This window comes from Mycolicibacterium tusciae, from assembly GCF_002086795.1.
In the GTDB taxonomy this organism is placed as follows: domain Bacteria; phylum Actinomycetota; class Actinomycetes; order Mycobacteriales; family Mycobacteriaceae; genus Mycobacterium; species Mycobacterium tusciae.
The window spans coordinates 1-24,575 of the sequence record NZ_MVIM01000013.1; the positions used below are offsets into that span (position 1 = coordinate 1).

Here is a 24,575-nt window from a genome sequence, read left to right on the forward strand (position 1 = left end):
GAGCGCTTCGATTTGTTATGGGTGGTGGTTCAGCGCATCCCGCTGGGCGCCTCTTGGGTCCTCGCGGGGGACTTTGGGGGCGCCATGGGGGGGGGGGGGGGGGGGGGGGGGGGGCCCCCCCGCGACGAGTGGGCGGATGTCGCGTACCCAGATGTACTTCGGGCCGGCGTGTTCCCACGCGGACAGACCGAAGCCCGGCCCGGGCGTGTGGTCCTCCTTGCCGTAGGTCCACACCAGCGTGGTCAGCCCGCGCGGGATCGGGTCGGGTGTCGGCGGGATCGGCGGCATGGTCACCGGCGAGCTCCAGATTTCGTCCGCCGGTTGTTCGCCACGGCGCAGGAACAATCCGGTGGCGCGGGCGACGACGGTGTCGTCCTGGGTGGCGACGGCGTCGACCAACTTCAGGCGCCGTCCCTGCCGCGCCACGCTGGTGTCGATGCGCACGGGTGCGAGCGCCGCAGGTCGGAACAGGTCGACGGTCAGGCGTGCCGGCTGGAGGTCGGGTTCGCCCGCGTCGCGTTCGAGCACATGGCCGAGGAGTCCACCGAGGTAATTGCCGCTGATCGTCTGCCCCCACGGTCCGCGCGCGATCGACGCGGGGACGAACCGGTCACCGTCGGCGGTGAAGAACGCCGTGGGGGCGCCGCCCCCGCGCTGAGCGATGTCGGCGGCACTGTCCTGAGTCGTCATCGGATCTGACGATATCGGCCCTGTTGGCTAGAGCCGCGCGGTCCTGCGCCCTAACGGGTTGATCGCACGCACCTAGTGCACGTAATCAACCCCTTAAGCGCACAGCAGGTTCCTAGGCGTCGGCTGCGTCGACCCCGTCGTCGAACTCGCGGTGCTTCTCGACGTATGACCGAACCATCGAGCACACCGGCACGATCCGCAGTCCTTCATCCTTGGTCTGCTGCAGTGCCCCGCCGATCAGGATCGACGCCAGGCCGCGGCCCTGGAATGCGTCGTCCACCTCGGTGTGCGGGAACGTCCGCTGGCCGTCGCTGTCGGAGATCTGGGTGAAACCGGCCACGGTGCCATCCACCGAAATGGTGAAACGGTCGGCCTCCTTGGTGACGGTGGTGGTCGCGCCGGTCTTGTCGGTTGCCATCTGTCTCTCATACCCAGCGGGCGCAAGATGGAGTCATGTGTGAAGACGGCGGCACGACCGCAGAGGCCCTAGCGTCCACTCCCCGGCAAGCGGAGGGCACGGCGGTCGATCCGATCGCGCTCGAACCGGTCGACGAGATCACCATCACGACGCTGGTGGACAACAGCTACGACGCGTTGATGGGCGATGTCGGGCCGGCCCGCCGCAGGGGGATGGGAACCGTACCCCCGGCCGCCGCCCCGCAGTTCGAGGGCGGGCTGGCCTCGCCCGGACTGATTGCCGAGCACGGGTTCTCCGCGCTGGTGTCGACACGTCGCGACAACCGCACGCACACGGTGCTCTTCGACACCGGAATATCGCCGGACGGAATGGCGATCAACTTCGAGCGCATGGGTCTGGACGCGTCGGCGATCGAGGCCGTCGTGCTCAGCCACGGCCATGTCGATCACGACGGCGGCTTCCCCGGGTTGGCCCGGCTGCGCGGCCGCAGCGGGCTGCCGCTGGCGGTGCACCCGCTGGTGTTCAGCAGGCGCCGGTTTGCCCTGCCGAACGCCCCGGCGATGGAACTGCCGACGCTGAGCCGGTCGGCGCTGGAGGCCGAGGGCTTCGAGGTGATCGAGCGGCGTCAGCCGTCGCTGCTGTTGGACGGCTCGGTGCTGATCACCGGTGAGGTCGACCGCACGACGGAGTTCGAGCGCGGCCTGCCCAACCACGAGGCGTGGCGCGACGGCCGCTGGGAGCCCGACCCGCTGCTGCTCGACGAGCAGGCGCTCGTGGCCAACGTCCGCGGCAAGGGGCTCGTCGTGCTCACCGGCTGTGGGCACGCCGGCGCGGTGAACATCGCGCGGCATGCCATGCGGTTGACGGGGGTGGATCGACTGCATGCGCTGCTCGGAGGGTTCCACCTCACGGGACAGGTTTTCGAGCCGATCATCGAACCGACGGTCAACGCGTTCCTCGAGCTGGCGCCGGACACCCTCGTGCCCGCGCACTGCACCGGGTGGAAAGCCCAGCATCGGCTTGCAGCGGCACTGCCGGATGCGTTCATCCCAAACGCCGTGGGCACCGCGTTCACATTCGCGGCGGCCTAGGGCGCCGGGTTCGCGCGCGGGCGAAGCCTGCCGTTGGGTAGGGGAGGAGCCGGCAGCCGGGTGGTCGCACCGGTGTAGCCCGCGACGGAACCGAAGCGGTGGTCGTGGTCCTGCCACTGCCGGCGGTAGGTCGCGATGTCGTCGTGGCTGCGACCGACGAAGTTCCACCACATGATCAGCTGCTCGGGAAACGGTGTGCCGCCCAGCAATAGGACGCGGGCAGGCCCGTCGCCCCGGTTGACGATGCTCAGCTGGTCGCAGCCGGCGGCTTGGAACGCGAGGTCGGCGACGTCGAGCGTGGTCCCGGCGACGTCGACGCTGCCCTGGTCGAGCAGCACGCCGTGTTCGAAGGTGCGGTCGACGTCCAGCGTGAGCTCGGCACCGGGGTCGAGGTCGAGTTGGGCACCGAGTAGCGGTGTGAAGGTGTGCACGGGTGAGCGTGCGTCGGCGAGCTCTCCGAGGAAGACCCGCAGCGTGCCGTCGCCGATGGACTGCGGCGGCGGGGCGAAGTGCGCGAAGTCGCGGTCGGTGTCGCGGTCGGCATCGGGCAGCGCGACCCACAGTTGTACGCCGTGCAGGACGGTGGCCGCCGGCCCCGAGATCACCGAGACCTCGGAGTGGCAGATGCCTGCGCCCGCGGTCATCAGGTTCAGCTCACCGGGCCGCACCATCGCGTGGACGCCCCCGCTGTCGCGGTGCTCGATCTCGCCGCTGAACAGCCAGCTGACGGTCTGCAGCCCGGTGTGCGGATGCGGAGGAACGTCCATGCCGGGGCCGTTGCGGAGGTCGTGCGGACCGTAATGGTCAGCGAAGCACCACGCACCGATGAGCGAGCGTTCGCGCTGCGGGAGGGTGCGCCGGACCCGGATCGCGCGCGGTCCACCGAGCGGAACCTCGCGCGGATGGAGCACTCCGGTGAATGGCGATGGCGCACAGGCGACTTCGGCGGGCGCCGGGTCGGTGTTGCTCACCTGACCAGAGTAGGCCGGACCGGAGTCATTGCCCAGTTAGGAAGGGCGGGGTCAGGCAGCTGGATTGGCTTGCGTCACAACAGGAACAGTGCGGTGCAGACCGACCTGGACGGCCGAACCTATCTGGCTGCAGGGGGCGCACAGGCCGGCGCTCGGGTATCCGCATGCCGGACAAATGGTGAAACGTCTACTACTTATGTCGGCACTGGTGCCCATGTCGTCCTTCTCCCGGTACTGCGGGGCCCCGTTGCGCGCACGACCTGCGAAGACAGTCGCCCGAACAGCGTCCCCCAATTGCTACCTGTCTGTACCCGGCAGCGACGTCATCAAACCGAGATTTTTGTCGAGGGCGTCAGCGGCGGTCATTCGGGCTGGTCATCGCCGATCGGAGCACCTCGAAGTCGTGATCGTCGATGGTGAACACACCGGAGCGGAACCTATACCCCCAGCGCGAGGTGTCCTCGATGAAGTTGAGCTTCTCGAGCAGGGGCCGGATGGGGATCTCGGTGCATTCGAGGAAGTCGACGTTGCGGCGCCACGGTTGGAGGTCCGGCGTCACTTCGGTTTGATACGGCTCGTCGTCGACGACTTGCCCGATCGCGGTGAAGGCCTGCAGTGGATCGCCCTCCGGATAGTCCGTCTTCGGTGAGTAGAAGATGATCCAGTCGCCGCGTGCCATCTTGCGCAACATGTGCGGTCTGCCGTGATTGGCCTGCGTGAAGCGCCCGCGCACCCCGCGCTCGACGTGGCCACGGCTGACCGTGTTAATCCAGTTCGTCATGACTCGCACGCTAAGTGCGGGTGCTGACAGATCCGGTGCTGGTTTGCGCTGCCTGTGGATAACTGCGGTGACACACTGTGCCGGTGACCACGACCAACGACATCTACGAGCGTCTCGGCGTACTCGAGCAGCTCGTCAAGCACCTCTACGAGCAGACGGGCGTGCCGATGCCCAACCCTGCGGCGATCGCCCGCAACGAAGCGCCGCCTCGCGTCCGCGAACTGGTCGCGGCCGGGAACAAGATCGGCGCCATCAAGGCCTACCGCGAAGAGATGAACGTCGATCTGGCCACCGCTACCCGCGCTGTCGAGGCGCTGTACGCCTAGAACGGGCTGCTGTTGGACTGCCAGCGTGCCTCTTCCGGACGCGGCCCGTACTTGCGGGCGTAGGCCTCGTGCATGGCAGCGTCCCTCTTGCGCTTGATCTGGTCGACGAGGTTGGGGTCCAGACTGTGCTGTGCGAGCCGGTGTCTGCGCCACACCTTGTTCAGCGCCAGCGACATCAGGATCGCCCAGATGTAGATCGGCGCCGTCATCTCCAGGTGCACGTACAGCGATGCCGGCAGCAGCCAGAAGGGCGCGAGAACCAAGAAAGGCGGTATTGCCATCCGGATCATGTGCCGCCGGACTGCGCCGTGGTCGGCAAGATCGTGAGCGACCCACTCGCGCATGGAGTCCGGTAGCCGCTTTCCGTAGCAGTATGCGATGTACTGCAGAGGGCCAGGCTTGTTCATCGTGAGTCCTTCCCTTCGTCGAGCGCGCCCGCCGCCAGCGCCGCGGCGTTGACCCGGGTGAGAACGTCGTGCAGCCGCTCGAGCTCGTCAAGCCCGACGCCGAGCCGCTCCACGACCGTCGGTGGAATCTTCAGGGCTCGCCGGCGCAGCTGAATCCCCGCCTTCGTCAGGCCGACGTCGGTCGTGCGTTCATCGGCCGCGCTGCGCGTGCGGGTGATCAACCCCAGCGCTTCCAGCCGCTTCAGCATCGGTGAGAGTGTCGCCGAATCCAGTTGCAGCGCAGTGGCAATCGCCTTGACCGACATCGGCTGATCGGCATTGGACTTGTGGTTGTCCCACAGCGCGAGCATCACGAGATACTGCGGATGGGTGAGGCCCAGCGGTTCGAGCAGCGGGCGGTACACCGCCAGCACCGCACGGTTGGTCACCGCAAGGGCGAAGCACACCTGCCGTTCGAGGGCCAGGGGGTCGATGTCTGCGTCGACGACCGTCATGCCACCACCATACGCCTATTAGTTAGGGCACTAACTAATAGGGTGCTACATATCACAGCTTGTTAGCATCACCACGCCATGTCTGACGAGCCGATCCGCGCCGACCATGCGGAGTTGTTGCAGCGCCGTGCCCTGACCGAGGACGCCGCACGCCCGGACGCCGTCGAGCGCAGGCGCGCCCGCGACGGTCGCACCGCCAGGGAAAACATCGCCGACCTCGTCGACCCGGACTCGTTCGTCGAATACGGCCGCTTCGCGATCGCCGCCCAGCGCCACCGTCGCGACCTCGCCGACCTGATCGCCCGCACCCCCGGCGACGGGCTCGTGGCGGGCACGGCCCGCGTCAACGGCGACCTGTTCGGCGCCCAGCGCGCCGCCTGCGCCGTGCTGTCGTATGACTACACGGTTCTCGCGGGTACCCAGGGCGCGCTGGGCCACCGCAAGAAGGACCGCCTCTTCGAACTCATCGCGCGCATGCGGCTACCGACCGTCTTCTTCGCAGAAGGCGGCGGCGGACGTCCCGGCGACACCGACTACCCCACCGTCTCCGCGCTCGACGCCCGCGCATTCAAGCTGTGGGCGGCGCTGTCGGGTCTGGTGCCGCGCATCGCGGTCGTCAAGGGCCGCTGCTTCGCAGGCAACGCCGTCATCGCGGGCAGCTCGGACTTGATCGTCGCCACCGAGGACACCTCGCTCGGAATGGGCGGCCCGGCGATGATCGCGGGCGGCGGACTCGGTGACGTCCATCCCGACGAGGTCGGACCGATCAGCATGCAGGAGCCCAACGGCGTGGTCGACGTCGTCGTCGCCGACGAGGCCGAAGCCGTGGCCGTGACCAAACGCCTGCTCTCCTACTTCCAGGGCGCGACGGCGCCGGGTGCCGCGGGTGACCAAACAGCCTTGCGGACAATGGTTCCCGAGCGGGCCCGTCGCGCGTTTCCGGTGGCGCCGGTCATCGAAACAATGGCCGACGAAGGATCGGTGACGTTCCTACGGCCGCGCTTCGCCGCCGAGATGGTCACGGCGCTGGCCCGCATCGACGGCCGCGCGGTCGGCATCCTCGCGAACAACAGCATGGTGATGGCCGGCGCGATCACGGCGGCTGCATCCGACAAGGCGGCGCGCTTCCTTCAACTGTGTGACGCGTTCGGACTGCCCGTCGTCTCGCTGATCGACTGCCCGGGCTACATGGTGGGCCCGGCGGCCGAGGCCGAAGCGCTGGTGCGCCGTGCGTCGCGCATGCTGGTCGCCGGGGCCGCGCTGAGCGTGCCACTCGTGGCCGTCGTGCTGCGCCGCGGTTATGGACTCGGCGCTCAGGCGATGCTGGGCGGCAGCCTGCACGAACCGGTGCTCACAATGGCTTGGGCCGGAGCACATCTCGGGCCGATGGGCCTCGAGGGTGCGGTCCGGCTGGGGCTCCGCAAGGAACTCGAGGCGATCGCCGACGATGAGGAACGAGAAGAACGGGTGCGCCAGGCCACCGCGGCGGCCCAGGAGAATGCCAAGGCGCTCAACGCCGCTCAGCTCTTCGAGATCGACGACGTCATCGACCCGGCCGACACCCGCAGGCTCATCATCGACACACTGAACGCCGCCACCATGCATGAACCGCGCCGGACGGATCGACGTTTCGTCGACACCTGGTGATCCCCCCTGCCGACCCCACGACGCGGCAGCGGGAGATCAGCGGTCAGGCGATTTCCGCGTAGTAATAGCGGCGGGGGCGCACCACTTCTCCGTTGCGCTCGGCGAGCGACTTCAGCTGGCGCAGGGCAAACGACCGCCCGCGCCCGCTCTCGGGAATGACGATGCCCGCCCACAGCCCTTCCGCCCGCGGCAGCTCGCACGCTTCCCGGGCGCAGAGCCAGCGCCTGGGGCATGCCCTGCAGATCGCCTTGGCCTCTTCGTCGGCTGACGTCGTCCACCGCTCGGGGTCGCGTGTGCAGGCGCCGACGGGTGTCTCGTCCCAGTGTGTTGAGTTCATCCGAACCCCTCCTTGTCCGCTCTGCGGCTGCTGCACCGCGTTGTCGCCAAGTTAGCGCACAAACCGTAGCGATGCAACAGTTAGCGCTACGACTAAGCGGGGGTGGACGCACGGGGCGCCCGTTCGGCGATGTGAATTTTCATTGCAGAATATGATCTGAACTGCTCATAACCGCGTTACGATCGCTGGACCGGACCGTCCCGAAACCGTAGCGCTAGTGCGGTGCCGGTGGTCATGAAGACATAGCTTCGCCACGGATCCAGGCGCACCACGCGGCCCCAAGTCGTAGCGGTGGATCCAGCGGCCGATAGGATTGCGTCGCCGCTCCGCCCCGTGAGTTCTCGAGGAATGCCCGTTGATGACCGACCCGGAGTCGATCGAGGTGCTCGACGAGGGGATGCGGCGTGCCGGTGCGGCCGCGGCGGCCCGTCGTCGCGAACTCGACATCAGCCAGCGCAGCCTGGCGACCGACGGGATCATCAACGCCGGCGCGCTCATCGCGTTCGAGAAGGGTCGCAGCTGGCCGCGTGAACGCACGCGAGCAAAGCTCGAAGAAGTGCTGCAATGGCCGCCGGGAACGATCGCGCGACTGCGGCGGGGCGAGCCCGTCGCGGCCGAGCCGCGCGTCGAGACCCGCGCCGATAGCGCCGACGACACTCCCTTGATTGCGCAGGCGCTCGTCACCGCGGTCAACACCTTCGCCACCGCGGTCGAGGCCCTGCCACCCGTCGACGATCCGGAGTTCACGCCCCGCGCGACGAAGATCCTTGCGGACTTGCGTCAGCTCGAGGCCGTCGCGGCCCGGGCGGCCCGCATCAGCAAGGTGTCACCGGCATTGATCAAGGCGTTGAGCGCGGTACGCACCCGCTACGACGAACTCATGCTCCGGGCCGCCCGCGCGCCGCAAGCCACCGTCGGCCAGCGGCTGTACGCCGCGAGGCGCGGCGCGAACCTCACGATCCTCGAAACTGCCCAGGCGGCAGGGGTTTCCGAAGAAGACGTGATAGCCGCCGAGGCGGAAGAGCCGGTGTCAGCGGCGGCCGTCCACGAAATCGAATCGTTGATCGAGCAGTTGTGAGGCAGTGTCAGTAGCGTTCGCGGTTGCGGTCGTCGTGGGTGGGGTAGAAGTCGGCCAGTGCCGCGGCGATCTCGATGAAGCGCCGCCGCGTCGCCGGTGACATCTCGCGCGTGCGGTCGATCACGCCGCCCGGCCGCAGATGCCCGTCGAAGGGCACCTCGACAACTCTCTGTCCCTGACTCGAGAACTGTTGCGCCAGTATCGAACGCGTCCGCTTGTCGGCGTGCCCGTCGGAGTCGTTGAGCACGATCACCGTGCGTTGCAGCAGACTGTTGAGCCCGCGGGCAGCCAGCCAGTCCAGTGTCTGGCCGGCCGCCGCCGCACCGTCGACCCACGGCGATGAGACCACGACCAACGCGTCGAGGTCCCGCAGCACCTCCTGGGTGACCGGCGTGTCCATGGTGGAACTGCAGTCGACGATCGAGATCGTGAAGTACCGGTCGAGGCGCGAGGTCGCCTCTCGGTAGATCGCCGGATCCAGGACCCGTCGACGCGCGGGCGTTCCCTCCCCGGCGAGGACGAACAGCCCAGCCGCGTTGTTGCCGACGCGGCTGCGGACGTCGGCGAAGGTCTCCAGGTGTTGGTCGGCCGCCAGCTCCCAATACGAGCCCTGCGCCCGGGGGTCGACGCGGCTGCCGAGCTTCCCGAATGCGGTGTCGGCGTCGATGGCCACCACGCGGTCGTCTTGGCGCAATTCGGCGAACACCGATCCGATGCTGGCCGACACCGTCGTCTTCCCGACGCCGCCCTTGCCCATCACGCCGACCTTGAAATGGCCGCGCAGTCCCGACCTGACCTTGTCCTCGAGTTGGGTTTGGCGGATCTCCTCGGGGCTCTGGCCGAGGTTCACCAGACCGAACGTGGCCTTGTACAGCGCCAGCCGCCACCCGCCGCCCGGCGGGGTGCGCCGCTGCGGCACGAGCTCGTCGGCGCGGATCCGGTCCGCGTACGAACCGCTCGGCGCCTGCGCTCCGGGCGTTGCGTGGCCGTAGCCGGGAGCCCACTGCTGCATGGGCGGACCGCCAGGGGCCGGCGGCCGTGGGCCGTGCGGCGGCTGACGATCCGGCTGCGGGGGTTGGGTGGTCCACGGCGCGGTGTCCCCGCGGGTGGGCGGCAGAGGTCCGGTTTCGCGTGGTGTGCCCGGTGGGGGGCCGTACCGGGGGTTGGGTTGACGGAAATTGCCGCCCGGCCGCTCGGGCTCTCTGAAATGTGGGGGAGCGCTAGCCTCTGCCGTCGGCGCGACCGGTGCCCGGCTGACTTCCGTCGTCGTCCAGAGGTTCTCTTCGTCGGTGTCCCTGGTGTCGGACGGCGACGACGGCGGGATGTAGTCGACGGGAGGGCGCGGGGCCGCCGATCCCCACGCGGGCGGGGCGGCCGGCCGCGACGGTGGTGTCGGTTCCGGGTCGGCTGACGGTTCGAAATCGGTGTCTTCGGGACCTGTCCATCCGAGCTTTCTCCGCAATTCGTCATCGCGGTCGGTCACTGAGTGTCTCCTCGGAATGTCGTGTCATGCGTGTGGCGGCCCCTTCCAAGTATCAACCAATCCGCGGTGTGCAGCGCAAACGCGTCGGTCCCCGCGCCTGTCGATGCGGCCAGCAAATACGGCTATCCGCGCAGCGATCCGCATCCGGCGGTGTCTGAAGGCCCCGCCAGGTACGCAGCGGGGCGGCGTCGACGAGGCGTCTCCGTTCCCGGACACCGACAAGGTTTGGACTCCGGTGCGAGCGCCTTATCGGTTCGCCAGGACGGGTAAGAAGTGTCTGGAAATGCCCCGATCCACTGTGCGCCCATTGCTGGCCGGGTCCGAGAGCGCACCGGTGCAGGCGGTGGTCAAGCCAGAAATTGGTGACATCGGCGCCCCCGGACCGCTGGTACGCTTTCACCCAGCGCAGGGGTCTACCAGAAGGGGTCGAATGGCATGCGTGTGGTTCGTGGCAAAGCATCGGTGGTGCCGGGCCGGAGTCCACTGGGACACCGACTCCGGTGCCCGATAGCGTGAATCCGCAGGAAACCGAGTTGGGAGAAGGGGTCGATGTCGGGGGATGACTTGCGCGTGACAACGGCGCACCTTGACGAATTGACCGTCCAACAGGTGCGGGCCGCCGCAGAAACCAGATCCGCGACCCTTCTCGCCGACGGCGTCGACGCCGCGGTGCGATCCACCCACGGCGTTATCGCGTCGGCGACGGCCGGTGCCGTCAGCGACATCGTCGCGGCGCGTCGCGCCGCGGGCATGAGGATCGCCGCGATCTCCGACGACCTCGGGCAGAAATTGCACGAAGCCGCGCGGCGGTACGACCAGGCCGACGATGCGATGGGCCGCGTACTGGATGGGCAGGTGAAGCCACGATGAGCAGCAATGCGCAAGCGGCACGTCCAGATGCCACTCATGTCGACGACGTCGTGGGCGTCGAGGTCACGATCGACGGGATGCTCGTCATCGCCGATCGCCTTGGGCACTCGGAGTTTCCGACGGCGCTGGGCATCCGGCTCAACATCCCTCAGCCCGAACTGCGCCAAATCGTCTGGGAGCAGGTCGCGCGTGACCTGACTGCGCAGGGTGTGCTGGACGTGTTCGGCCGGCCCCACCCTGAGGTGGCGGCCATGGTCGACACGCTCAGTCGGTCCGATCGGACCCTGGAGGGACGCTGGTGGCGTCGCGACGTCGGCGGCAAGATGATCCGTTTCGTGGTGTGTCGCAGGGGCGATCGACACGTCATCGCGGCGCGCGACGGCGACATGATCGTCTTGCAGCGCGTCGCCCCGCAGGTCGGTCTGGCAGGCATGGTGACCACGGTCCTCGGGACAGCCAACCCGGCCGACGTCGAACCGTTGACCGGTGTCGCGAGTCAGCTGGGGGAATGCCGCGACGCGAACCAGTTGCTGAAGTACGGCATCGCACCCACGTCGGCGCGTGCCTACGCCGACATCATCGCGAACCCGGAGAGCTGGGTCGAGATCACCGCGGTCGAACGCCATCCCGGTGGCACGTTCACCCAGGCCGATGTCGCTGCCGGAGTGCTCGATTCCCGGCACGGTCGCATCGTGTCGATACCGCGTCGGGTGAACGGCGAGCTGTACGGCAGCTTTCTGCCGGGCACGACGGAGAACCTTGCGCGCGCGCTCGACGGTTTGATCGGATTCCTGCCCTCCGGTAAGTGGTTCGACCAGACCTCGACCGACCAAGCCGGTGGAACCGAGGCGCAGTGAGGAAAGCACCACATGGCGGCTGAGCATCAGCCATACGATCCCGACGAGCGCGACGAGTTGGCCGCGCTCGATTTCTCGCGTCCTGACCGCGGCGAGGACGACGCCGCACCGGTGCCGATGTTCACCGTGACCAATCCACCGCGCTCCGTGAGCGTCACGACGTTCATGGATGGCCGCGTCAAGCAGATCGAATTGTCTTCGAGGACCACCGATATGACCGAACCCGAGCTAGCCGACGAAATCGTCGTCATCGCGGGCCTTGCCACGCAGGAAGCGAAGTCAGCCCAGTACTCGTTGATGCTCGAGGGCATGCGCGAGCAGGGCCACGACGATGCGGCGACCCGCGACTTCCTCACTCGGGATCTGGATCTGCCGTCGCCTGAGGAAGCAAGAGCGGCACGGGCGCAGATCTTCGCGACGCGGTACGGGGGCGACGATGACTGAGCACCTCACCAACCTCTTCAGCAGCGCGGTCGGGATGCTGCCCAGCTCGCCGGCGCGCTCGTTCGAGATCTTCTCCGAGATCACCGCGATGGACGAAACCGCTTGTGATGCATGGGTGGGACGGATCCGCTGCGGTGACGCAGACCGGGTGACGCTGTTCCGCGCCTGGTATTCACGCGCGAACTTCGGGCAGCTGGCCGGATCCGCCGAGATCTCGATGAACAGCATCAACGCCCGGGTGCCGATCGGCGGCCAGTTCGGTGACATCACCTATCCAATCAACTCGCCGCTGGCCATCACGATGGGCTTCGCCGTCCACGAGGCTGCGGTCGGCAACTACGCCGATGCCATGGAGGCGCTGGAAGACGTTCCGTCAAACGGTGCAGAGCATTTGGTGTCGTGGGTGAAGGCGGTGATCTTCGGTGCGGCCGAACGCTGGACCGACGTCATCGACGAGGTCAAGGGTGCCGGTGCGTGGCCGGACAAGTTCCTGGCGGCCGCCGCCGGTGTCGCCCACGGCGTGGCCGCGGCCAATTTGGGTCTGTTCACCGAGGCCGAACGACGTCTGACCGAGTCGAACACATCTCCTGCCGGTGAAGCATGTGCGCCCGCCATTGCGTGGTACCTCGCGATGACGCGACGCGGGCAGGGCAACGAAGCGTCGGCAGTGGGACTGCTCGAGTGGTTGCAGGCAACTCATCCCGAACCGAAGGTCGCGACGGCGCTCAAGGATCCGAACTTCCGGCTGGAGGTCACCACCGCCGAGAAGATCGCGGCGCGCAAGGATCCGTGGGACGCGTCCAGCGTCGAGGCGGACAACTCGGGCCGTGAGAAGCTCCTCGCCGAAGCAGAAGCCGAGCTGGACCGGCAGATCGGGCTCACTCGCGTCAAGGAACAGATCGAGGCCTATCGGGCGGCGACGCAGATGGCCAAGATCCGGGCGGCGCGCGGCATGAAGGTCGCGCAGGCGTCCAAGCACATGATCTTCGCGGGCCCGCCCGGTACCGGTAAGACGACCATCGCCCGCGTGGTGGCCAACATCCTGGCGGGGCTCGGCGTCATCGGCGAACCGAAGTTGGTCGAGTCCTCCCGCAAGGATTTCGTCGCCGAGTACGAGGGTCAGTCCGCGGTGAAGACCAGCCGCACGATCGACCGCGCCATCGGCGGCGTGCTGTTCATCGACGAGGCGTACACGCTCGTGCAGGAGCGCGACGGCCGGGCGGACCCGTTCGGCACCGAAGCGCTGGACACGCTGCTTGCCCGCATGGAGAACGACCGCGACCGGCTGGTCGTGATCATCGCCGGATACAGCAACGACATCGACCGCCTGCTCGAATCCAACGACGGCCTGCGTTCGCGCTTCGCGACACGCATCGAGTTCGACTCCTATCTGCCGAGTGAGATCGTGGACATCGCGAAAGTGATTGCCCAGAACAACGATTCGAGCCTCGACGATGAGGCCGCCAAGCGCGTGCTCGAAGCCGCGACACTGCTGAGCCAGCGGGCGCTCAATGGTAAACCGGCGCTGGACATCGCGGGCAACGGTCGCTACGCCCGCCAGCTGGTCGAGGCCGGTGAGCAGAACCGGGACATGCGCCTGGCCCGGTCGTTGGACTTCGAGAGCCTCGGGGTCGACGAGCTGAGCCAGATCAACGGCGATGACATGGCGGCCGCCATCGCCGGTGTGCATGCACGATTGAGTATCGGCGAGTAAGCATGGCGAGTTTCCGGCTTACCACCAAGGTGCAGGTCAGCGGCTGGCGTTTCCTGCTGCGCAGGGTCGAGCACGCGATCGTGCGACGGGATACCCGCATGTTCGACGACCCGCTGCAGTTCTACAGCCGCGCGGTTTCGGCAGGCATCGTGATCGCCGTCGTGATCTGCCTGGGCGCAGCGCTGCTGGCCTACTTCAAGCCGCTCGGAAAGCGGGGCAGTGACACACTTCTCGTCGACCGCACCACCAACCAGCTCTACGTCGTGATCCCCGGCACCGACCAGTTGCGGCCTGTCTACAACCTGACGTCGGCGCGACTGGTGCTCGGCAACGCAGGCACCCCGGTCGCGGTGAAGTCAGACGAGTTGGACCGGATGCACAAGGGGCAGCCGATCGGCATTCCCGGGGCGCCCTACGCCACGCCGGTCGGCGGCGCCAACTCGACCTGGACGTTGTGCGACACCGTGACCAAGCCCGAGAGCGTGGCACCGGACATCCAGACATCGGTTGTCGTGCAACCGCTCTACCTCGACTCCTCGGTCGGCCCGATGCGCCCCGACGAGGGTCTGCTGGTGTCCTACGAGAACGACAACTGGTTGGTGACCGAGACCGGACGGCACGCCATCGATCTCTCCGACCGCGCGGTGACGTCGGCGGTGGGCATCCCCGTCACCTCCAAGGCGACGCCGATCTCGGAGGGCGTCTTCAACGCGCTGCCCAACGCCGGACCGTTGCGGCTGCCTGCGATCGCGCGCTTCGGCGAACCCAATACCGTTGGCCTGCCACCGAATCTGGTGATCGGCTCGGTGTTCATGGCGCTCACCGAAGACGGAGAACAACATTTCGTGGTGTTGCCCGACGGCGTGGCGCGGATCAACGGCACCACTGCGGCGGCATTGCGCGCCACCAACTCGTTCGGCCTGGTGACACCACCGTCCGTCGAGGCCAGCACGGTCGCCAAGATCGCCGAGCAGGTGTACGGCTCACCGCTACCGGACGAGCCGCTGGAGATCCTGCTGCGTGAGGATGCGCCGACGCTGTGCTGGTCGTGGCAGCGCGAGCCAGGCGATCAGGCGCCCAAGACCACCGTCATCGCGGGGCGTCACCTGCCGATCGCACCGTCGGCCATGAACACCGGCATCGACCAGATCGGCGGCGATGCACAGGTTTACCTCGACGGCGGCAAGTACATTCGGCTGCAATCGCCGGACCCACGCTACGGCGAGAGCCTGTACTACATCGACCCGCAGGGCGTGCGTTACGGGCTGCCCGACGAGGAGACGGGCAGCACCGTCGGCCTCAGTGCGCCGGTGACCGCGCCGTGGCAGGTGATCAGCCTGCTGGTCGACGGTCCGGTGCTGTCCAAGCAGGCGGCGCTGATCGAACACGACACCCTGCCGCCAAACCCCAACCCGCGCAAGATTTCCGACGGCACCAACGCCGGGGCGCAACCAGTCACCGCGAACACCGGAGGTGGCCGATGACCACCAAGAAGTTCACGCCGATCATCAAACGCGGGCCCCGGCTGACGCCCGGCGAGATCAACGTGACTCCGCCCGACGACCTCGGCGTCGAGATCCCGCCGTCGGGCATTCAGAAGGCGCTGCCGTGGGTCATGGGCGGCGGCATGCTCGGCATGATCGCGATCATGATCTTCACCGGCATCCGGCAGCTCTCGCCGTACATGCTGATGATGCCGCTGATGATGGTGATGGCCACCGTCGGCTTCATGGCCGGTGGCGGTCCCGGCGGTAAGAAGGTGCCCGAAATCAACGCCGACCGCAAGGAATACCTGCGGTATCTCGCGGGTCTGCGGACCCGCGTGACGTCGTCGGCGGCCGCTCAGGTGACGTTCTTCAACTATCACGCACCGCATCCCGACGATCTGCTCTCCATCATCGGGACCAACCGGCAATGGTCACGTCCGACCAATGCCGACTTCTTCTCGGCGGTACGCATCGGTCTCGGTACCGAGCCTGCGGTCGACCGACTGCTCAAGCCCGCCGTCGGCGGCGAGCTGGCGGGACCGCAGGGCGCCCCGGCACCGCATCTGGAACCCGTTAGTCACATGTGGGTCACCAAGTTCCTGCGCACCCACGGGTTGATCCACGACTGCCCGAAACTGGTGCAGCTGCGCACCTTTCCGACCATCGCGGTCGGCGGCGACCCGGACGGAGCCGCGGGCCTGCTCACGGCGATGATCTGCCATCTCGCCGTGTTCCATCCGCCGGACCTGATGCAGATCCGGGTGCTCACCGACAATCCGGAAGACCCGAATTGGGCCTGGCTAAAGTGGCTTCCGCACGTGCAACACCAGACGGACACCGACGCCGCGGGTCCGACGCGGCTGGTGTTCACGCGGCCCGACGGGTTGAGCGACTTGACGGCCCGTGGCCCGCACACGCCCGACGCCACCCCTAGCGGACCGTACGTCGTCGTCGTCGACCTCTCAGGCGGCAGGGCCGGCTTCCCGATTGACGGCCGGGCCGGCGTCACCGTCCTCACGCTCGGCAACCATCGCGGCTCGGCCTACCGAATTCGCGTCGACCCCGACGGTACCGCCGACGACCGGCTGCCCAACCAGACGTTCCGGTTGCTCACCTCGGCGACCGACAAAATGACCCCGGAGCATGCGAATCGCATCGCGCGCAAGCTCGCCGGATGGTCCATCACGGGCACCATCATCGACAAGAGCGTGCGTGTGCAGAAGAAGGTCGCCACCGAATGGCACCAGCTCGTCGGCGCGCACACGATCGAAGACGTGACGCCCAGCAGGTGGCGGATGTTCGCCGACACCGACCGGGACCGGCTGCGTATCCCGTTCGGTCACGAACTGAAGACCGGCGACATCATGTATCTCGACATCAAGGAGGGTGCGGAGTTCGGCGCAGGCCCGCACGGAATGTTGATCGGGACAACGGGTTCCGGTAAGTCGGAGTTTCTGCGCACGCTGATCCTGTCGCTGGCGGCCACCCACCACCCGGATCAGATCAACCTGCTGCTCACCGACTTCAAGGGTGGCTCGACGTTCCTGGGCATGGAGAGGCTGCCGCATACCGCCGCGGTCGTCACCAACATGGAGGAAGAAGCCGAGCTCGTCAGCCGCATGGGTGAGGTGCTCACCGGTGAGCTGGACCGCAGGCAGTCGATCCTGCGGCAGGCGGGTATCCAGGTCGGCGCTGCGGGCGCGCTGTCGGGCGTCGCCGAGTATGAGAAACACCGGGAGCGCGGTGCTGACTTGCCGCCGCTGCCAACCCTTTTCGTGGTCGTCGACGAGTTCGCCGAGCTGCTGCAGAACCATCCGGACTTCATCGGGCTGTTCGACCGGATCTGCCGCGTCGGCCGGTCGCTGCGGGTGCACCTGCTGCTCGCCACGCAGTCGCTGAACACCGGCGGCGTGCGAATCGACAAGCTCGAACCCAACCTCACCTACCGCATCGCGCTGCGCACCACGAGTTCGGCCGAATCCAAGGCAGTGATCGGAACGCCTGAGGCGCAATACATCACGAACAAGGAGAGCGGCGTCGGGTTCCTGCGGGTCGGCATGGAAGACCCCGTCAAATTCCACAGCGTGTACACCGGCGTCAACTATGCGCCGACCACGTCGGTGCAGGACAACGGAGAAGTCAAGCCGCGCGCTCAGAGTGCGGACCGGATACGCATCCGTCAATTCACCGCCGCGCCGATCTTCGATACGGCGGTGACATCATGACAGTCGAATCGGAACAGCGCGTATTGCGCGAGGTCATCATCGACCAGCTGGACATCGGCGAAACCCGTGCCTACCGGATGTGGTTGCCGCCGTTGTCGGATCCGACTCCGGTGAACGAGCTCATCGAACGCGATCATCAGTGGCAGCCGCTGCGATTCGGCTTGGGAATCATGGACGAACCGCGACGGCACCGCCAGGAGGTTTGGGGCGTCGACGTCTCAGCGGCCGGCGGCAACATCGCCGTGGGAGGCGCACCGCAGACGGGCAAGTCCACGTTCCTGCAGACACTCGTGCTCTCCGCGGCGGCCACGCATACTCCGCGCCAGGTGCAGTTCTATTGCATCGACCTCGGCGGCGGCGGTCTGATGTACCTCGAGGATCTGCCGCACGTCGGCGGTGTGGCGACGCGATCGGAACCGGACAAAGTGAACCGTGTCGTCGCCGAAATGAAAGCTGTTCTGCGTCAACGAGAGGCGCTGTTCAAGCAGCTGCGCGTGGGGTCCATGGCGGCCTACCGGCAAATGCGTGAAGATCCCAACCACCCCGCCGCCGTCGACCCGTTCGGCGACGTGTTCATGGTCATCGACGGATGGCCGGCGTTCGTCGCGGAGTTCCCCGATCTCGAGCCGACGGTCCAGGATCTGGCCGGGCAGGGTTTGCAGTTCGGCGTGCACACGGTGATTTCCACACCGCGCTGGACCGAGCTGAAGTCACGGATCCGCGACTACCTCGGCACCAAGATCGAATTCCGGCTCGGCGACGTGAACGAGACCCAGATCGACCGCATCACCCGCGAGATCCCGCAGAACCGGCCGGGTCGCGCGATCTCGCTGGAGAAGCACCATTTGATGATGGGCGTCCCCCGGCTCGACGGTGCGCACAGCGCCGACGAGTTGGTCTCGGCGATGTCGAACGCGGTGGAGTCCATCAGCGCGCAGCACACCGAGCAGGCCCCGAAGGTGCGGGTGCTGCCGGAGCGCATCTATCTGCGCGAGCTGGATCCGAACCCGCCCGGACCCGACAGCGACTACCGCACGCGGTGGACGGTGCCGCTCGGCGTGCGCGAGGCCGACCTGTCGGTCGCGTACAACCAAATGCATCTGACGCCGCACCTGCTGATCTTCGGGGCGCCGAAATCCGGCAAGACCCGGATCGCGCATGCGGTGGCGCAGGCCATCTGCGAGCGCAACGATCCGTCGCAGGTGCGGTTCATGCTGGCCGATTTCCGGTCGGGGCTGCTCGACGCGGTGCCGGAGAGTCATCTGCTGGACGCCGGGGCGGTCAACCGCAACAGCACGACGCTGGACGAGGCCATCAAGGCGCTCGCCTTCAACCTGAAGCAACGGCTGCCACCGCCGGACCTCACCACCGCTCAACTTCGGGCGAAATCGTGGTGGAGGGGGCCCGACGTGGTGCTGCTGGTCGATGACTGGCACATGATCGTCGCCGCGAGCGGTGTCGTGCCGCCCATGGCGCCGCTGTTCCCGTTGCTGCCTGCGGCCGCGGATATCGGCCTGCACATCATCGTGACGTGCCAGATGAGCCAGGCGCATCGGGCCACGATGGACAAGTTCGTGGGTGCCGCCTATGGCGCCGGTACCCCCACGCTGTTCCTCTCCGGGGAGAAGGTGGACTTCCCCTCACGCGAGATCAAGGTGCAGCGGCGGCCTCCTGGCCAGGCGTTTTTGGTCTCCCCGGATGCCAAAGAGGTCATCCAGGCGGCCTACGTGGATCCCCCCGAAGAAGAAGTGTTCTGAGCACCCCTTGAACGCGGTTAGTATTGATCGGAGACGTCCTAGCAAACATGGATTCGAGTGGCCAGCGACGGTGTCGGGGGAAGATTCCAGACGCACTAGGCTATGCAGCTAGGCCCTTTCATAAATGAATAACCAGGCAATTCATCTATATGTGAGGAGTGGCGCAAATGCAACCCATGGAGCATAATCCGGGAGCTGTCGGAATCGGCACACAGGTAGTCGCAAACGGCGTTCGCGGCCTGGCCGCTGGCACTGTCGCATCCGCTGCGGTGACCGCGCTGGTGCCCGCCGGTGCCGACGAGGTCTCCGCTCAGGCGGCCGCGGTCTTCGCCAAGGAGGGCGTCGAGGCCCTGGCATTGAATACGTTTGCCCAGGAAGAGCTTTCCCGCGCCGGGGCGGCCTACATAGAAATCGCGGGAATCTACGAAGCGGTCGACGGCGCCAACGCCGCCAACTTCTGATAACTCGCTGACCGACTTCCTAGGCGAGGAACCAATATCTGATGGAGTGGCATGGAATGCCGCCGGAGGTGAACACTGCGCGGCTGATGCTGGGTGCCGGACCGGCACCCATGCTGCAAGCTGCCGCGGGGTGGGAAGCCCTGGCGATATCCCTCGAGACTCAGGCCGATGAACTGGCCGCGAGTCTGGCTGCCCTGACATCGGTATGGAGTGGTTCCGCGAGTGAGAAGGCCGTCTCCTCGACCATGCCGATGGTCACCTGGCTGAGGACGGTGTCCGCGCAGGCGATGAAACGTGCGATGCAGGCCATCGCGCAGGCCAACGCTTACACCGCAGCGATGGCGACCACGCCCCCGCTGGCGGAGATCGAGCAGAACCACGTCACACACGCGGTGCTGGAGGCGACCAACTTCTTCTGGGTCAACACCATCCCGATCGCATTGAACGAGATCGACTACTTCGTGCGGATGTGGAACCAGGCCGCCGGGGCGATGGACGTCTACCAGACCGAGACCCTGCTGAACCTGATGTTCGAGATCATCGCGCCGCCCAAGCCGATCGTGGTGCCCGGTGTCGGCGAGAGTGGCGCGGCCGCGGCGCTGGCATCGGCGGCGGCCATGGCGCCTGCGGCCGCCATTCGGAATGCGGCGATCGCGCAGGTCAGTGCCGTGTCGAAGATGGAGTCCGTACGGCTCAATGCGGGCAATGCGGTATCGGAGGCCCACATGGCCGCCCAGCGTGCCGAAGGTCAGGCGCAGAAGGCCGACAACGCGGCGCCGCAGGCCCAGCAGATGCAGCAGGGCATGCAGATGGGCATGCAGATGGCGTCGCAACTCGGATCGACCCTCGGTCAGATACCGCAGCAGGCCAGCCAGATGGTGATGCAGCCGATGCAACAGCTGACACAGCCGCTGCAGCAGGTGACGTCGATGTTCAGCCAGCTGGGCAGCATGGGCGGCGATAAGGCCCAGATCGGTCTGATCGGCGCCAGCCCGCTGTCCAACCATCCGTTGGCGGGCGGCTCGGGCGCCGGCTCGGGGGCCGGGCTGGTGCGCGCGGCGTCGCTCCCGGGCGCGGGCGGCACCGCACCGCGAACCCCGTTGTTGGCCAACCTGATCGGCGAGACCAAGCCGCTGGTTCCCGCCGGTGCCGCCGCGGGTGGCGGCGGTATGGGCTTGGCTCCGGTCGGCGCGGGCGGCGGTGGGGCACCGATGCACGGGATGGGCCAACGCGGGACGAGCGGCGGTGCCAAGACAGGGCTGACGGCGCCGCGCGTGCTGCCGCAGGATTTGGGCGAAGACGAGGACGACGACTGGTGAGCGTCCCACTACAGACTTCCCGGCCAACAGGCCGGAAAGACTCGCCATCACATGGTGAGGACACAGGAAGAGAGAAAGAGTATCCAGCATGGCAATGAATACAGACGTTGCTGTCCTCGCCAAGGAGGCAGCGAATTTCGAACGGATCTCGGGTGAGCTCACCGGCATCATCGGGCAGGTCGAGGCAACCGCGGGCGCACTTGCAACTCAGATGGTCGGTCAAGCCGGCACCGCGGCCCAGCAGGCGCTGATCCGCTTCCAGGAGGCCGCCGCACAGCAGACGAAGCAGCTCGACGACATCTCGGCCAATATCCACACCAGCGGCGTCGATTACACGGCGACCGACGATGACCAGGCCAGCGCGCTCAATTCGGCGTTGAACATCAACTTCTAGACCCACTCGACTAAACAGGGAGAAATCAATGACTGAACAGGTATGGAATTTCGCGGGGATCGAGGGCGGCGCCGGCGAGATCGGCTCGGCCGTCCAGCGCACCGACAATCTGCTCGACGAGGGCAAGGCCTCGCTCACGGCGCTGGCCTCCGTGTGGGGTGGCACCGGCTCGGATGCCTACCAGGCCGTCCAGATGCGTTGGGACTCCGCGTCGGCGGAACTCAACGCCGCCCTGCTGAATCTTGCGCACACCATCGGTAACGCCGGCCAGACGATGGCGGACACCGAACGGGCCGTCACCGGAAAGTTCTGATCGTTCGACGACGCGCACAGGTGGGCGGTTCTGCCCAGGCAGATTCCGCCCACCGAGCGCGTCTCGATTCCTAGCAATGAGAGGTACTCATGTCGGCAGACTATGACCGGCTTTTCCACGCTTCAGGGTCCTCGGTGGACGCTATGCCGACAGCCGACGACTCGGATCGCGACGTCGCCGCCACCGGGCCGGCGCCCGCCAACGGCCCCGGCCGTAGCGAAGTTACGCCGCCGGCGATGCCCGTCGATCCGAACAAGACTCAGGCCGCCGCCGCGCCGGCCCCGCGCCAGACCGAGGTGACGACGCAGATGCCGGCTACGCGCGCGCCCGCGCCGCAACGCCAGCAGCCGAACGGGATGATGCGGACTCCCAAGGCCAACGGCCCGGCAGGTGCCCGCTTCGAACAACAGCGGCCGCCGCCCATGCCTGCGCCACGGCCGGCACCTACGCCCGCGCCCTCGCAGCACTTCGCTGAAAGCCAGTCCGAGATGGATTTGGTGCGTCGCGTCGGCCAGCCCGCGCAGACGTCGGCGGCGACGATCGGCAACCATCGCGCCATCGACGCGCTGTCGCACGTCGGCGTGAAGTCGGCGGTGAAGATGCCTTCGCAGCGCGGCTGGCGGCATCTGCTGTACATGCTGACGCGTATCAATCTCGGGTTGTCGCCCGACGAGCTCTACGAGATGGATCTGCATACCCGGATCCGCCGAAATGCGCGCGACTCATACCAGATTGGCGTCTTCGGGCTGAAAGGCGGTGTCGGCAAGACCGCCATCACCGTCTCGCTGGGTTCTGCACTGAGCAAGGTGCGCGGCGACCGGATCCTGGCCATCGACGCGGACCCGGACGGCGGCAACCTCGCCGATCGGGCGGGACGGCAGTCGGCGGCGACGATCGCAGATCTGCTGTCGGACAAGGAACTCGCGCGGTACAACGACATTCGCGCGTACACGAGCATGAACGGCTCGAACCTCGAGGTCCTGTCGTCCGACGATTACAGCGCCGCGCGTCGCGAGTTCAACGACGAGGACTGGAAGGACGCGACGACCATCGTGTCGCGTTACTACAACCTGGTGCTGGCTGACTGCGGGGCCGGGCTGTTCCAGCCCGCCGCTCGCGGGGTGCTGTCGACGGTTTCCGGCCTCGTGATCGTGGCGAGCGCGTCGATCGACGGTGCACGCCAGGCCGCGATCACCATGGACTGGTTGCGGCAGAACGGGTATCAGGATCTGCTGGGCCGCTCGTGCGTGGTGATCAACCACGTCGTGCCGGGCAAGCCGAACATCGACATCGAGGATCTGGTGCAGCAGTTCGAGCGCCATGTCCCGCCGGGGCGAGTCATTGTGCTGCCGTATGACAAGCACATCGCGGCCGGCACCGAGATTCAGCTCGACCTGCTCGGTAAGGACTTCCGGCGCCGGGTCATCGAGTTGGCCGCGGCTTTGTCCGACGACTTCGACAGGCTCGAACGGCGTTGACCTCCACCGCCGCCGCAGCACCGGCGTCGGGTGTGACGCCTGGCCGGCCGTCGACCACACGCGTGACGATCCTGACCGGTCGGCGGATGACCGACCTGGTGCTGCCGGCGTCGGCACCGATCGAAACGTATATCGATGAGACGGTGTCGGTGCTGGCAGAGCTACTCGAGGACACGCCGAAGGATGTCCTCGCCGGGTTCGACTTCTCGGTGCAGGGGGCGTGGGCGTTCGCACGCCCGGGTGCACCGCCGCTGCGATTCAATGAGTCGTTGGATGACGCGGGTGTGGTCGACGGGTCCCTGCTGACGTTGGTTTCCGTCAGCCGGACCGAGCGTTATCGGCCCCTGGTCGAGGACGTGATCGACGCGATCGCGGTGCTCGACGAGTCCCCGGAGTTCGATCGCTCCGCATTGAATCGGTTTGTCGGCCTGGCGATTCCGTTCACCGCGCTGGCAGTATCGATGATGTCGTTGGTGGCATGGAGCCGCAGCGGTCACGCCTGGTGGTGGGCAGTGGCGCTGGCCGTCCTCGGCCTGGGACTATTGGGCGGCAGCGTGCTGGCGACCAACCGCTACCAGAACATCGACATGTCGGAGAGCCTGCTGGTCGCGTCGATACCGGCACTGGCGGCAGCGGCGGCGCTCGCCGTTCCGCTGCCCAACGGCTACGGCGGGCTCGGCGCGCCGCAAGCCGCGGGTGCGGCCGCGGTGGTGTTGCTGTTGACACTGGCGACCCGAGGTGGACCGCGCAAAAGGGCCGAGCTGGCTTCGTTTTTGGCGGTCGCGTCCATCGCGGGGACAGCGGCGGCTGTCGCGTTCGGCTATGGATGGCAATACTGGGTGCCCGCAGGCGCAATTGCGTTCGGCCTGATCGTCGTGACCAACGCGGCCAAGCTGACCGTTGCGGTGGCTCGGATCGCGCTGCCGCCGATCCCCGCACCCGGTGAAACCGTCGGCAGCGAGGAGCTTCTCGACCCAGTCGCCGCACCCATGGGCGACGAGTCACCGACCTGGCAGGCGATCATCGAGTCCGTGCCGGACTCCGCCGCGCGGCTACACGAGCGCAGCCAGTTGGCGACGCGGCTGCTGATCGGATTCGTCACCGCTGGCGCGCTGATCCTGGCGATCGGGGCGATCTCCGTTGTGGTGCAAGGACATTTCTTCGTCCACAGCATGATCGTGGCGGGGCTCGTCACTTCGATCTGCGGCTTCAGGTCTCGGCTCTACGCCGAACGCTGGTGTGCGTGGGCGTTGTTGGCGGCGGTTGTCGTGATCCCGACGGGCTTGATGGTGAAGCTGTTGTTGTGGGATCCCGACCGAGCGTGGCTGGTGCTGGTCCTGTACGTGGCGTTGGGAATCGTCACCCTGATCGTCATTGGGGCGGCCAGCAGCGTGCAGCGGGTGTCGCCGGTGACCAAGCGAATCCTCGAATTGGTCGACGGTGCGGCGATTGCGGCGATCATCCCTTTGCTGTTGTGGATCGCCAGCGTGTACGACCTGCTGCGGAATTTGAGATTCTGATCTCGAGGGGAGG

The 24,575-nt window shown here is 67.0% G+C and carries 24 protein-coding genes and 1 pseudogene; 17 read left to right on the forward strand and 8 right to left on the reverse strand.

All coding sequences use genetic code 11. From position 1 onward, the window contains the following. Positions 1–111 precede the first annotated feature (111 nt). A pseudogene (locus tag BST47_RS21255) lies at positions 112–690 on the reverse strand (acyl-CoA thioesterase domain-containing protein); the annotation flags it as partial. A gap of 112 nt (positions 691–802) precedes the next feature. Further along, positions 803–1,108, reverse strand: coding sequence for a GNAT family N-acetyltransferase (locus BST47_RS21260; RefSeq protein WP_083127641.1), 306 nt, complete (start codon positions 1,106–1,108; stop codon positions 803–805). A 35-nt stretch (positions 1,109–1,143) separates the two neighbouring features. On the opposite strand from BST47_RS21260, the gene BST47_RS21265 reads away from it, so the two are divergent. Beyond that, positions 1,144–2,199 carry an MBL fold metallo-hydrolase gene (locus tag BST47_RS21265; RefSeq protein WP_083127642.1) on the forward strand — a complete coding sequence of 352 codons (1,056 nt, stop codon included), beginning with the start codon at positions 1,144–1,146 and terminating at the stop codon, positions 2,197–2,199. Here the strand turns inward: BST47_RS21265 and BST47_RS21270 are convergent. Continuing rightward, positions 2,196–3,170, reverse strand: a complete 975-nt coding sequence (locus tag BST47_RS21270) for a pirin family protein (protein WP_083127643.1) — start codon at positions 3,168–3,170, stop codon at positions 2,196–2,198. The genes BST47_RS21265 and BST47_RS21270 overlap by 4 nt on opposite strands. Positions 3,171–3,522: 352 nt before the next feature. Next, positions 3,523–3,951, reverse strand: a complete 429-nt coding sequence (locus BST47_RS21275) for an EVE domain-containing protein (RefSeq protein ID WP_083127644.1) — start codon at positions 3,949–3,951, stop codon at positions 3,523–3,525. An 83-nt stretch (positions 3,952–4,034) separates the two neighbouring features. Here BST47_RS21275 and BST47_RS21280 point away from each other — a divergent pair, with 83 nt between their 5' ends. Continuing rightward, positions 4,035–4,277: a hypothetical protein gene (locus BST47_RS21280; RefSeq protein WP_083127782.1), complete on the forward strand. Its 243-nt coding sequence runs from the start codon at positions 4,035–4,037 to the stop codon at positions 4,275–4,277. On the opposite strand, the gene BST47_RS21285 is transcribed toward BST47_RS21280, so the two are convergent. Continuing rightward, a complete protein-coding gene (locus BST47_RS21285) occupies positions 4,274–4,684 on the reverse strand; it encodes a DUF5313 domain-containing protein (protein ID WP_083127645.1) in 411 nt (136 codons plus the stop codon). The genes BST47_RS21280 and BST47_RS21285 overlap by 4 nt on opposite strands. Next, a complete protein-coding gene (locus BST47_RS21290; protein ID WP_083127646.1) occupies positions 4,681–5,178 on the reverse strand; it encodes a MarR family winged helix-turn-helix transcriptional regulator in 498 nt (165 codons plus the stop codon). The genes BST47_RS21285 and BST47_RS21290 overlap by 4 nt, the downstream gene beginning before the upstream one ends. Positions 5,179–5,256: 78 nt before the next feature. Here BST47_RS21290 and BST47_RS21295 point away from each other — a divergent pair, with 78 nt between their 5' ends. Next, on the forward strand, positions 5,257–6,825 hold the full coding sequence (locus tag BST47_RS21295) for an acyl-CoA carboxylase subunit beta (protein ID WP_083127647.1): 1,569 nt from the start codon (positions 5,257–5,259) through the stop codon (positions 6,823–6,825). A gap of 43 nt (positions 6,826–6,868) precedes the next feature. Here BST47_RS21295 and BST47_RS21300 read toward each other — a convergent pair whose 3' ends face one another. Beyond that, the gene (locus BST47_RS21300) at positions 6,869–7,162 is read right to left on the reverse strand and encodes a WhiB family transcriptional regulator (RefSeq protein WP_083127783.1); all 294 of its coding nucleotides are present in this window, start codon (positions 7,160–7,162) and stop codon (positions 6,869–6,871) included. 358 nt (positions 7,163–7,520) lie between these two features. Here BST47_RS21300 and BST47_RS21305 point away from each other — a divergent pair, with 358 nt between their 5' ends. Then, positions 7,521–8,240 (forward strand): transcriptional regulator, encoded by a 720-nt coding sequence (locus BST47_RS21305; protein WP_083127784.1) that lies wholly within the window; start codon positions 7,521–7,523, stop codon positions 8,238–8,240. 7 nt (positions 8,241–8,247) lie between these two features. On the opposite strand, the gene BST47_RS21310 is transcribed toward BST47_RS21305, so the two are convergent. Beyond that, on the reverse strand, positions 8,248–9,723 hold the full coding sequence (locus BST47_RS21310; RefSeq protein WP_083127648.1) for a MinD/ParA family ATP-binding protein: 1,476 nt from the start codon (positions 9,721–9,723) through the stop codon (positions 8,248–8,250). A gap of 549 nt (positions 9,724–10,272) precedes the next feature. Here BST47_RS21310 and BST47_RS21315 point away from each other — a divergent pair. The 13 genes from BST47_RS21315 (at position 10,273) to eccD (ending at position 24,562) form a co-directional block, all read left to right on the forward strand. Continuing rightward, positions 10,273–10,593 (forward strand): ESX-1 secretion-associated protein, encoded by a 321-nt coding sequence (locus BST47_RS21315; RefSeq protein WP_083127649.1) that lies wholly within the window; start codon positions 10,273–10,275, stop codon positions 10,591–10,593. Continuing rightward, the gene (locus BST47_RS21320; protein WP_083127650.1) at positions 10,590–11,450 is read left to right on the forward strand and encodes an ESX secretion-associated protein EspG; all 861 of its coding nucleotides are present in this window, start codon (positions 10,590–10,592) and stop codon (positions 11,448–11,450) included. Before BST47_RS21315 ends, BST47_RS21320 begins: the two co-directional genes overlap by 4 nt. Before the next feature lie 12 nt (positions 11,451–11,462). Continuing rightward, positions 11,463–11,894, forward strand: coding sequence for a secretion protein EspD (locus BST47_RS21325; RefSeq protein ID WP_083127651.1), 432 nt, complete (start codon positions 11,463–11,465; stop codon positions 11,892–11,894). Next, entirely contained in the window at positions 11,887–13,608 is a 1,722-nt protein-coding gene (eccA, locus tag BST47_RS21330; RefSeq protein ID WP_083127652.1) for a type VII secretion AAA-ATPase EccA, read from the forward strand. The genes BST47_RS21325 and eccA overlap by 8 nt, the downstream gene beginning before the upstream one ends. Before the next feature lie 2 nt (positions 13,609–13,610). Next, a complete protein-coding gene (gene eccB / locus BST47_RS21335; protein ID WP_083127653.1) occupies positions 13,611–15,092 on the forward strand; it encodes a type VII secretion protein EccB in 1,482 nt (493 codons plus the stop codon). Next, positions 15,089–17,320, forward strand: coding sequence for a type VII secretion protein EccCa (eccCa, locus tag BST47_RS21340; RefSeq protein WP_083127654.1), 2,232 nt, complete (start codon positions 15,089–15,091; stop codon positions 17,318–17,320). Before eccB ends, eccCa begins: the two co-directional genes overlap by 4 nt. Beyond that, entirely contained in the window at positions 17,317–19,077 is a 1,761-nt protein-coding gene (eccCb, locus tag BST47_RS21345; protein WP_083127655.1) for a type VII secretion protein EccCb, read from the forward strand. The genes eccCa and eccCb overlap by 4 nt, the downstream gene beginning before the upstream one ends. A gap of 167 nt (positions 19,078–19,244) precedes the next feature. After that, a complete protein-coding gene (locus BST47_RS21350; RefSeq protein ID WP_083127656.1) occupies positions 19,245–19,538 on the forward strand; it encodes a PE family protein in 294 nt (97 codons plus the stop codon). Between the two features lie 41 nt (positions 19,539–19,579). Continuing rightward, the gene (locus tag BST47_RS21355; RefSeq protein WP_083127657.1) at positions 19,580–20,857 is read left to right on the forward strand and encodes a PPE family protein; all 1,278 of its coding nucleotides are present in this window, start codon (positions 19,580–19,582) and stop codon (positions 20,855–20,857) included. Positions 20,858–20,945: 88 nt separating this feature from the next. Beyond that, complete coding sequence (locus tag BST47_RS21360) at positions 20,946–21,251, forward strand: WXG100 family type VII secretion target (RefSeq protein ID WP_083127658.1); 306 nt, start codon at positions 20,946–20,948, stop codon at positions 21,249–21,251. Positions 21,252–21,279: 28 nt separating this feature from the next. Continuing rightward, on the forward strand, positions 21,280–21,564 hold the full coding sequence (locus BST47_RS21365) for a WXG100 family type VII secretion target (protein WP_083127659.1): 285 nt from the start codon (positions 21,280–21,282) through the stop codon (positions 21,562–21,564). 89 nt (positions 21,565–21,653) lie between these two features. Then, positions 21,654–23,042, forward strand: a complete 1,389-nt coding sequence (locus BST47_RS21370) for a MinD/ParA family ATP-binding protein (RefSeq protein ID WP_083127660.1) — start codon at positions 21,654–21,656, stop codon at positions 23,040–23,042. Further along, positions 23,039–24,562 (forward strand): type VII secretion integral membrane protein EccD, encoded by a 1,524-nt coding sequence (eccD, locus tag BST47_RS21375; RefSeq protein ID WP_083127661.1) that lies wholly within the window; start codon positions 23,039–23,041, stop codon positions 24,560–24,562. The genes BST47_RS21370 and eccD overlap by 4 nt, the downstream gene beginning before the upstream one ends. Positions 24,563–24,575: the final 13 nt, after the last annotated feature.

What these genes read in the sequence shown, in the direction of transcription:
- BST47_RS21305 (WP_083127784.1), top strand. Translation starts at nt 7,521, where the DNA reads ATGACCGACCCGGAGTCGATCGAGGTGCTCGACGAGGGGATGCGGCGT.
- BST47_RS21350 (WP_083127656.1), top strand. Translation starts at nt 19,245, where the DNA reads ATGCAACCCATGGAGCATAATCCGGGAGCTGTCGGAATCGGCACACAG.
- eccCa (WP_083127654.1), top strand. Translation starts at nt 15,089, where the DNA reads ATGACCACCAAGAAGTTCACGCCGATCATCAAACGCGGGCCCCGGCTG.
- BST47_RS21300 (WP_083127783.1), bottom strand. Translation starts at nt 7,162, where the DNA reads ATGAACTCAACACACTGGGACGAGACACCCGTCGGCGCCTGCACACGC.
- BST47_RS21315 (WP_083127649.1), top strand. Translation starts at nt 10,273, where the DNA reads ATGTCGGGGGATGACTTGCGCGTGACAACGGCGCACCTTGACGAATTG.
- BST47_RS21325 (WP_083127651.1), top strand. Translation starts at nt 11,463, where the DNA reads ATGGCGGCTGAGCATCAGCCATACGATCCCGACGAGCGCGACGAGTTG.
- BST47_RS21265 (WP_083127642.1), top strand. Translation starts at nt 1,144, where the DNA reads ATGTGTGAAGACGGCGGCACGACCGCAGAGGCCCTAGCGTCCACTCCC.
- BST47_RS21260 (WP_083127641.1), bottom strand. Translation starts at nt 1,108, where the DNA reads ATGGCAACCGACAAGACCGGCGCGACCACCACCGTCACCAAGGAGGCC.
- BST47_RS21365 (WP_083127659.1), top strand. Translation starts at nt 21,280, where the DNA reads ATGACTGAACAGGTATGGAATTTCGCGGGGATCGAGGGCGGCGCCGGC.
- eccCb (WP_083127655.1), top strand. Translation starts at nt 17,317, where the DNA reads ATGACAGTCGAATCGGAACAGCGCGTATTGCGCGAGGTCATCATCGAC.
- BST47_RS21290 (WP_083127646.1), bottom strand. Translation starts at nt 5,178, where the DNA reads ATGACGGTCGTCGACGCAGACATCGACCCCCTGGCCCTCGAACGGCAG.
- BST47_RS21285 (WP_083127645.1), bottom strand. Translation starts at nt 4,684, where the DNA reads ATGAACAAGCCTGGCCCTCTGCAGTACATCGCATACTGCTACGGAAAG.
- BST47_RS21295 (WP_083127647.1), top strand. Translation starts at nt 5,257, where the DNA reads ATGTCTGACGAGCCGATCCGCGCCGACCATGCGGAGTTGTTGCAGCGC.
- eccB (WP_083127653.1), top strand. Translation starts at nt 13,611, where the DNA reads ATGGCGAGTTTCCGGCTTACCACCAAGGTGCAGGTCAGCGGCTGGCGT.
- BST47_RS21320 (WP_083127650.1), top strand. Translation starts at nt 10,590, where the DNA reads ATGAGCAGCAATGCGCAAGCGGCACGTCCAGATGCCACTCATGTCGAC.
- BST47_RS21275 (WP_083127644.1), bottom strand. Translation starts at nt 3,951, where the DNA reads ATGACGAACTGGATTAACACGGTCAGCCGTGGCCACGTCGAGCGCGGG.
- BST47_RS21370 (WP_083127660.1), top strand. Translation starts at nt 21,654, where the DNA reads ATGTCGGCAGACTATGACCGGCTTTTCCACGCTTCAGGGTCCTCGGTG.
- eccA (WP_083127652.1), top strand. Translation starts at nt 11,887, where the DNA reads ATGACTGAGCACCTCACCAACCTCTTCAGCAGCGCGGTCGGGATGCTG.
- BST47_RS21355 (WP_083127657.1), top strand. Translation starts at nt 19,580, where the DNA reads ATGGAGTGGCATGGAATGCCGCCGGAGGTGAACACTGCGCGGCTGATG.
- BST47_RS21360 (WP_083127658.1), top strand. Translation starts at nt 20,946, where the DNA reads ATGGCAATGAATACAGACGTTGCTGTCCTCGCCAAGGAGGCAGCGAAT.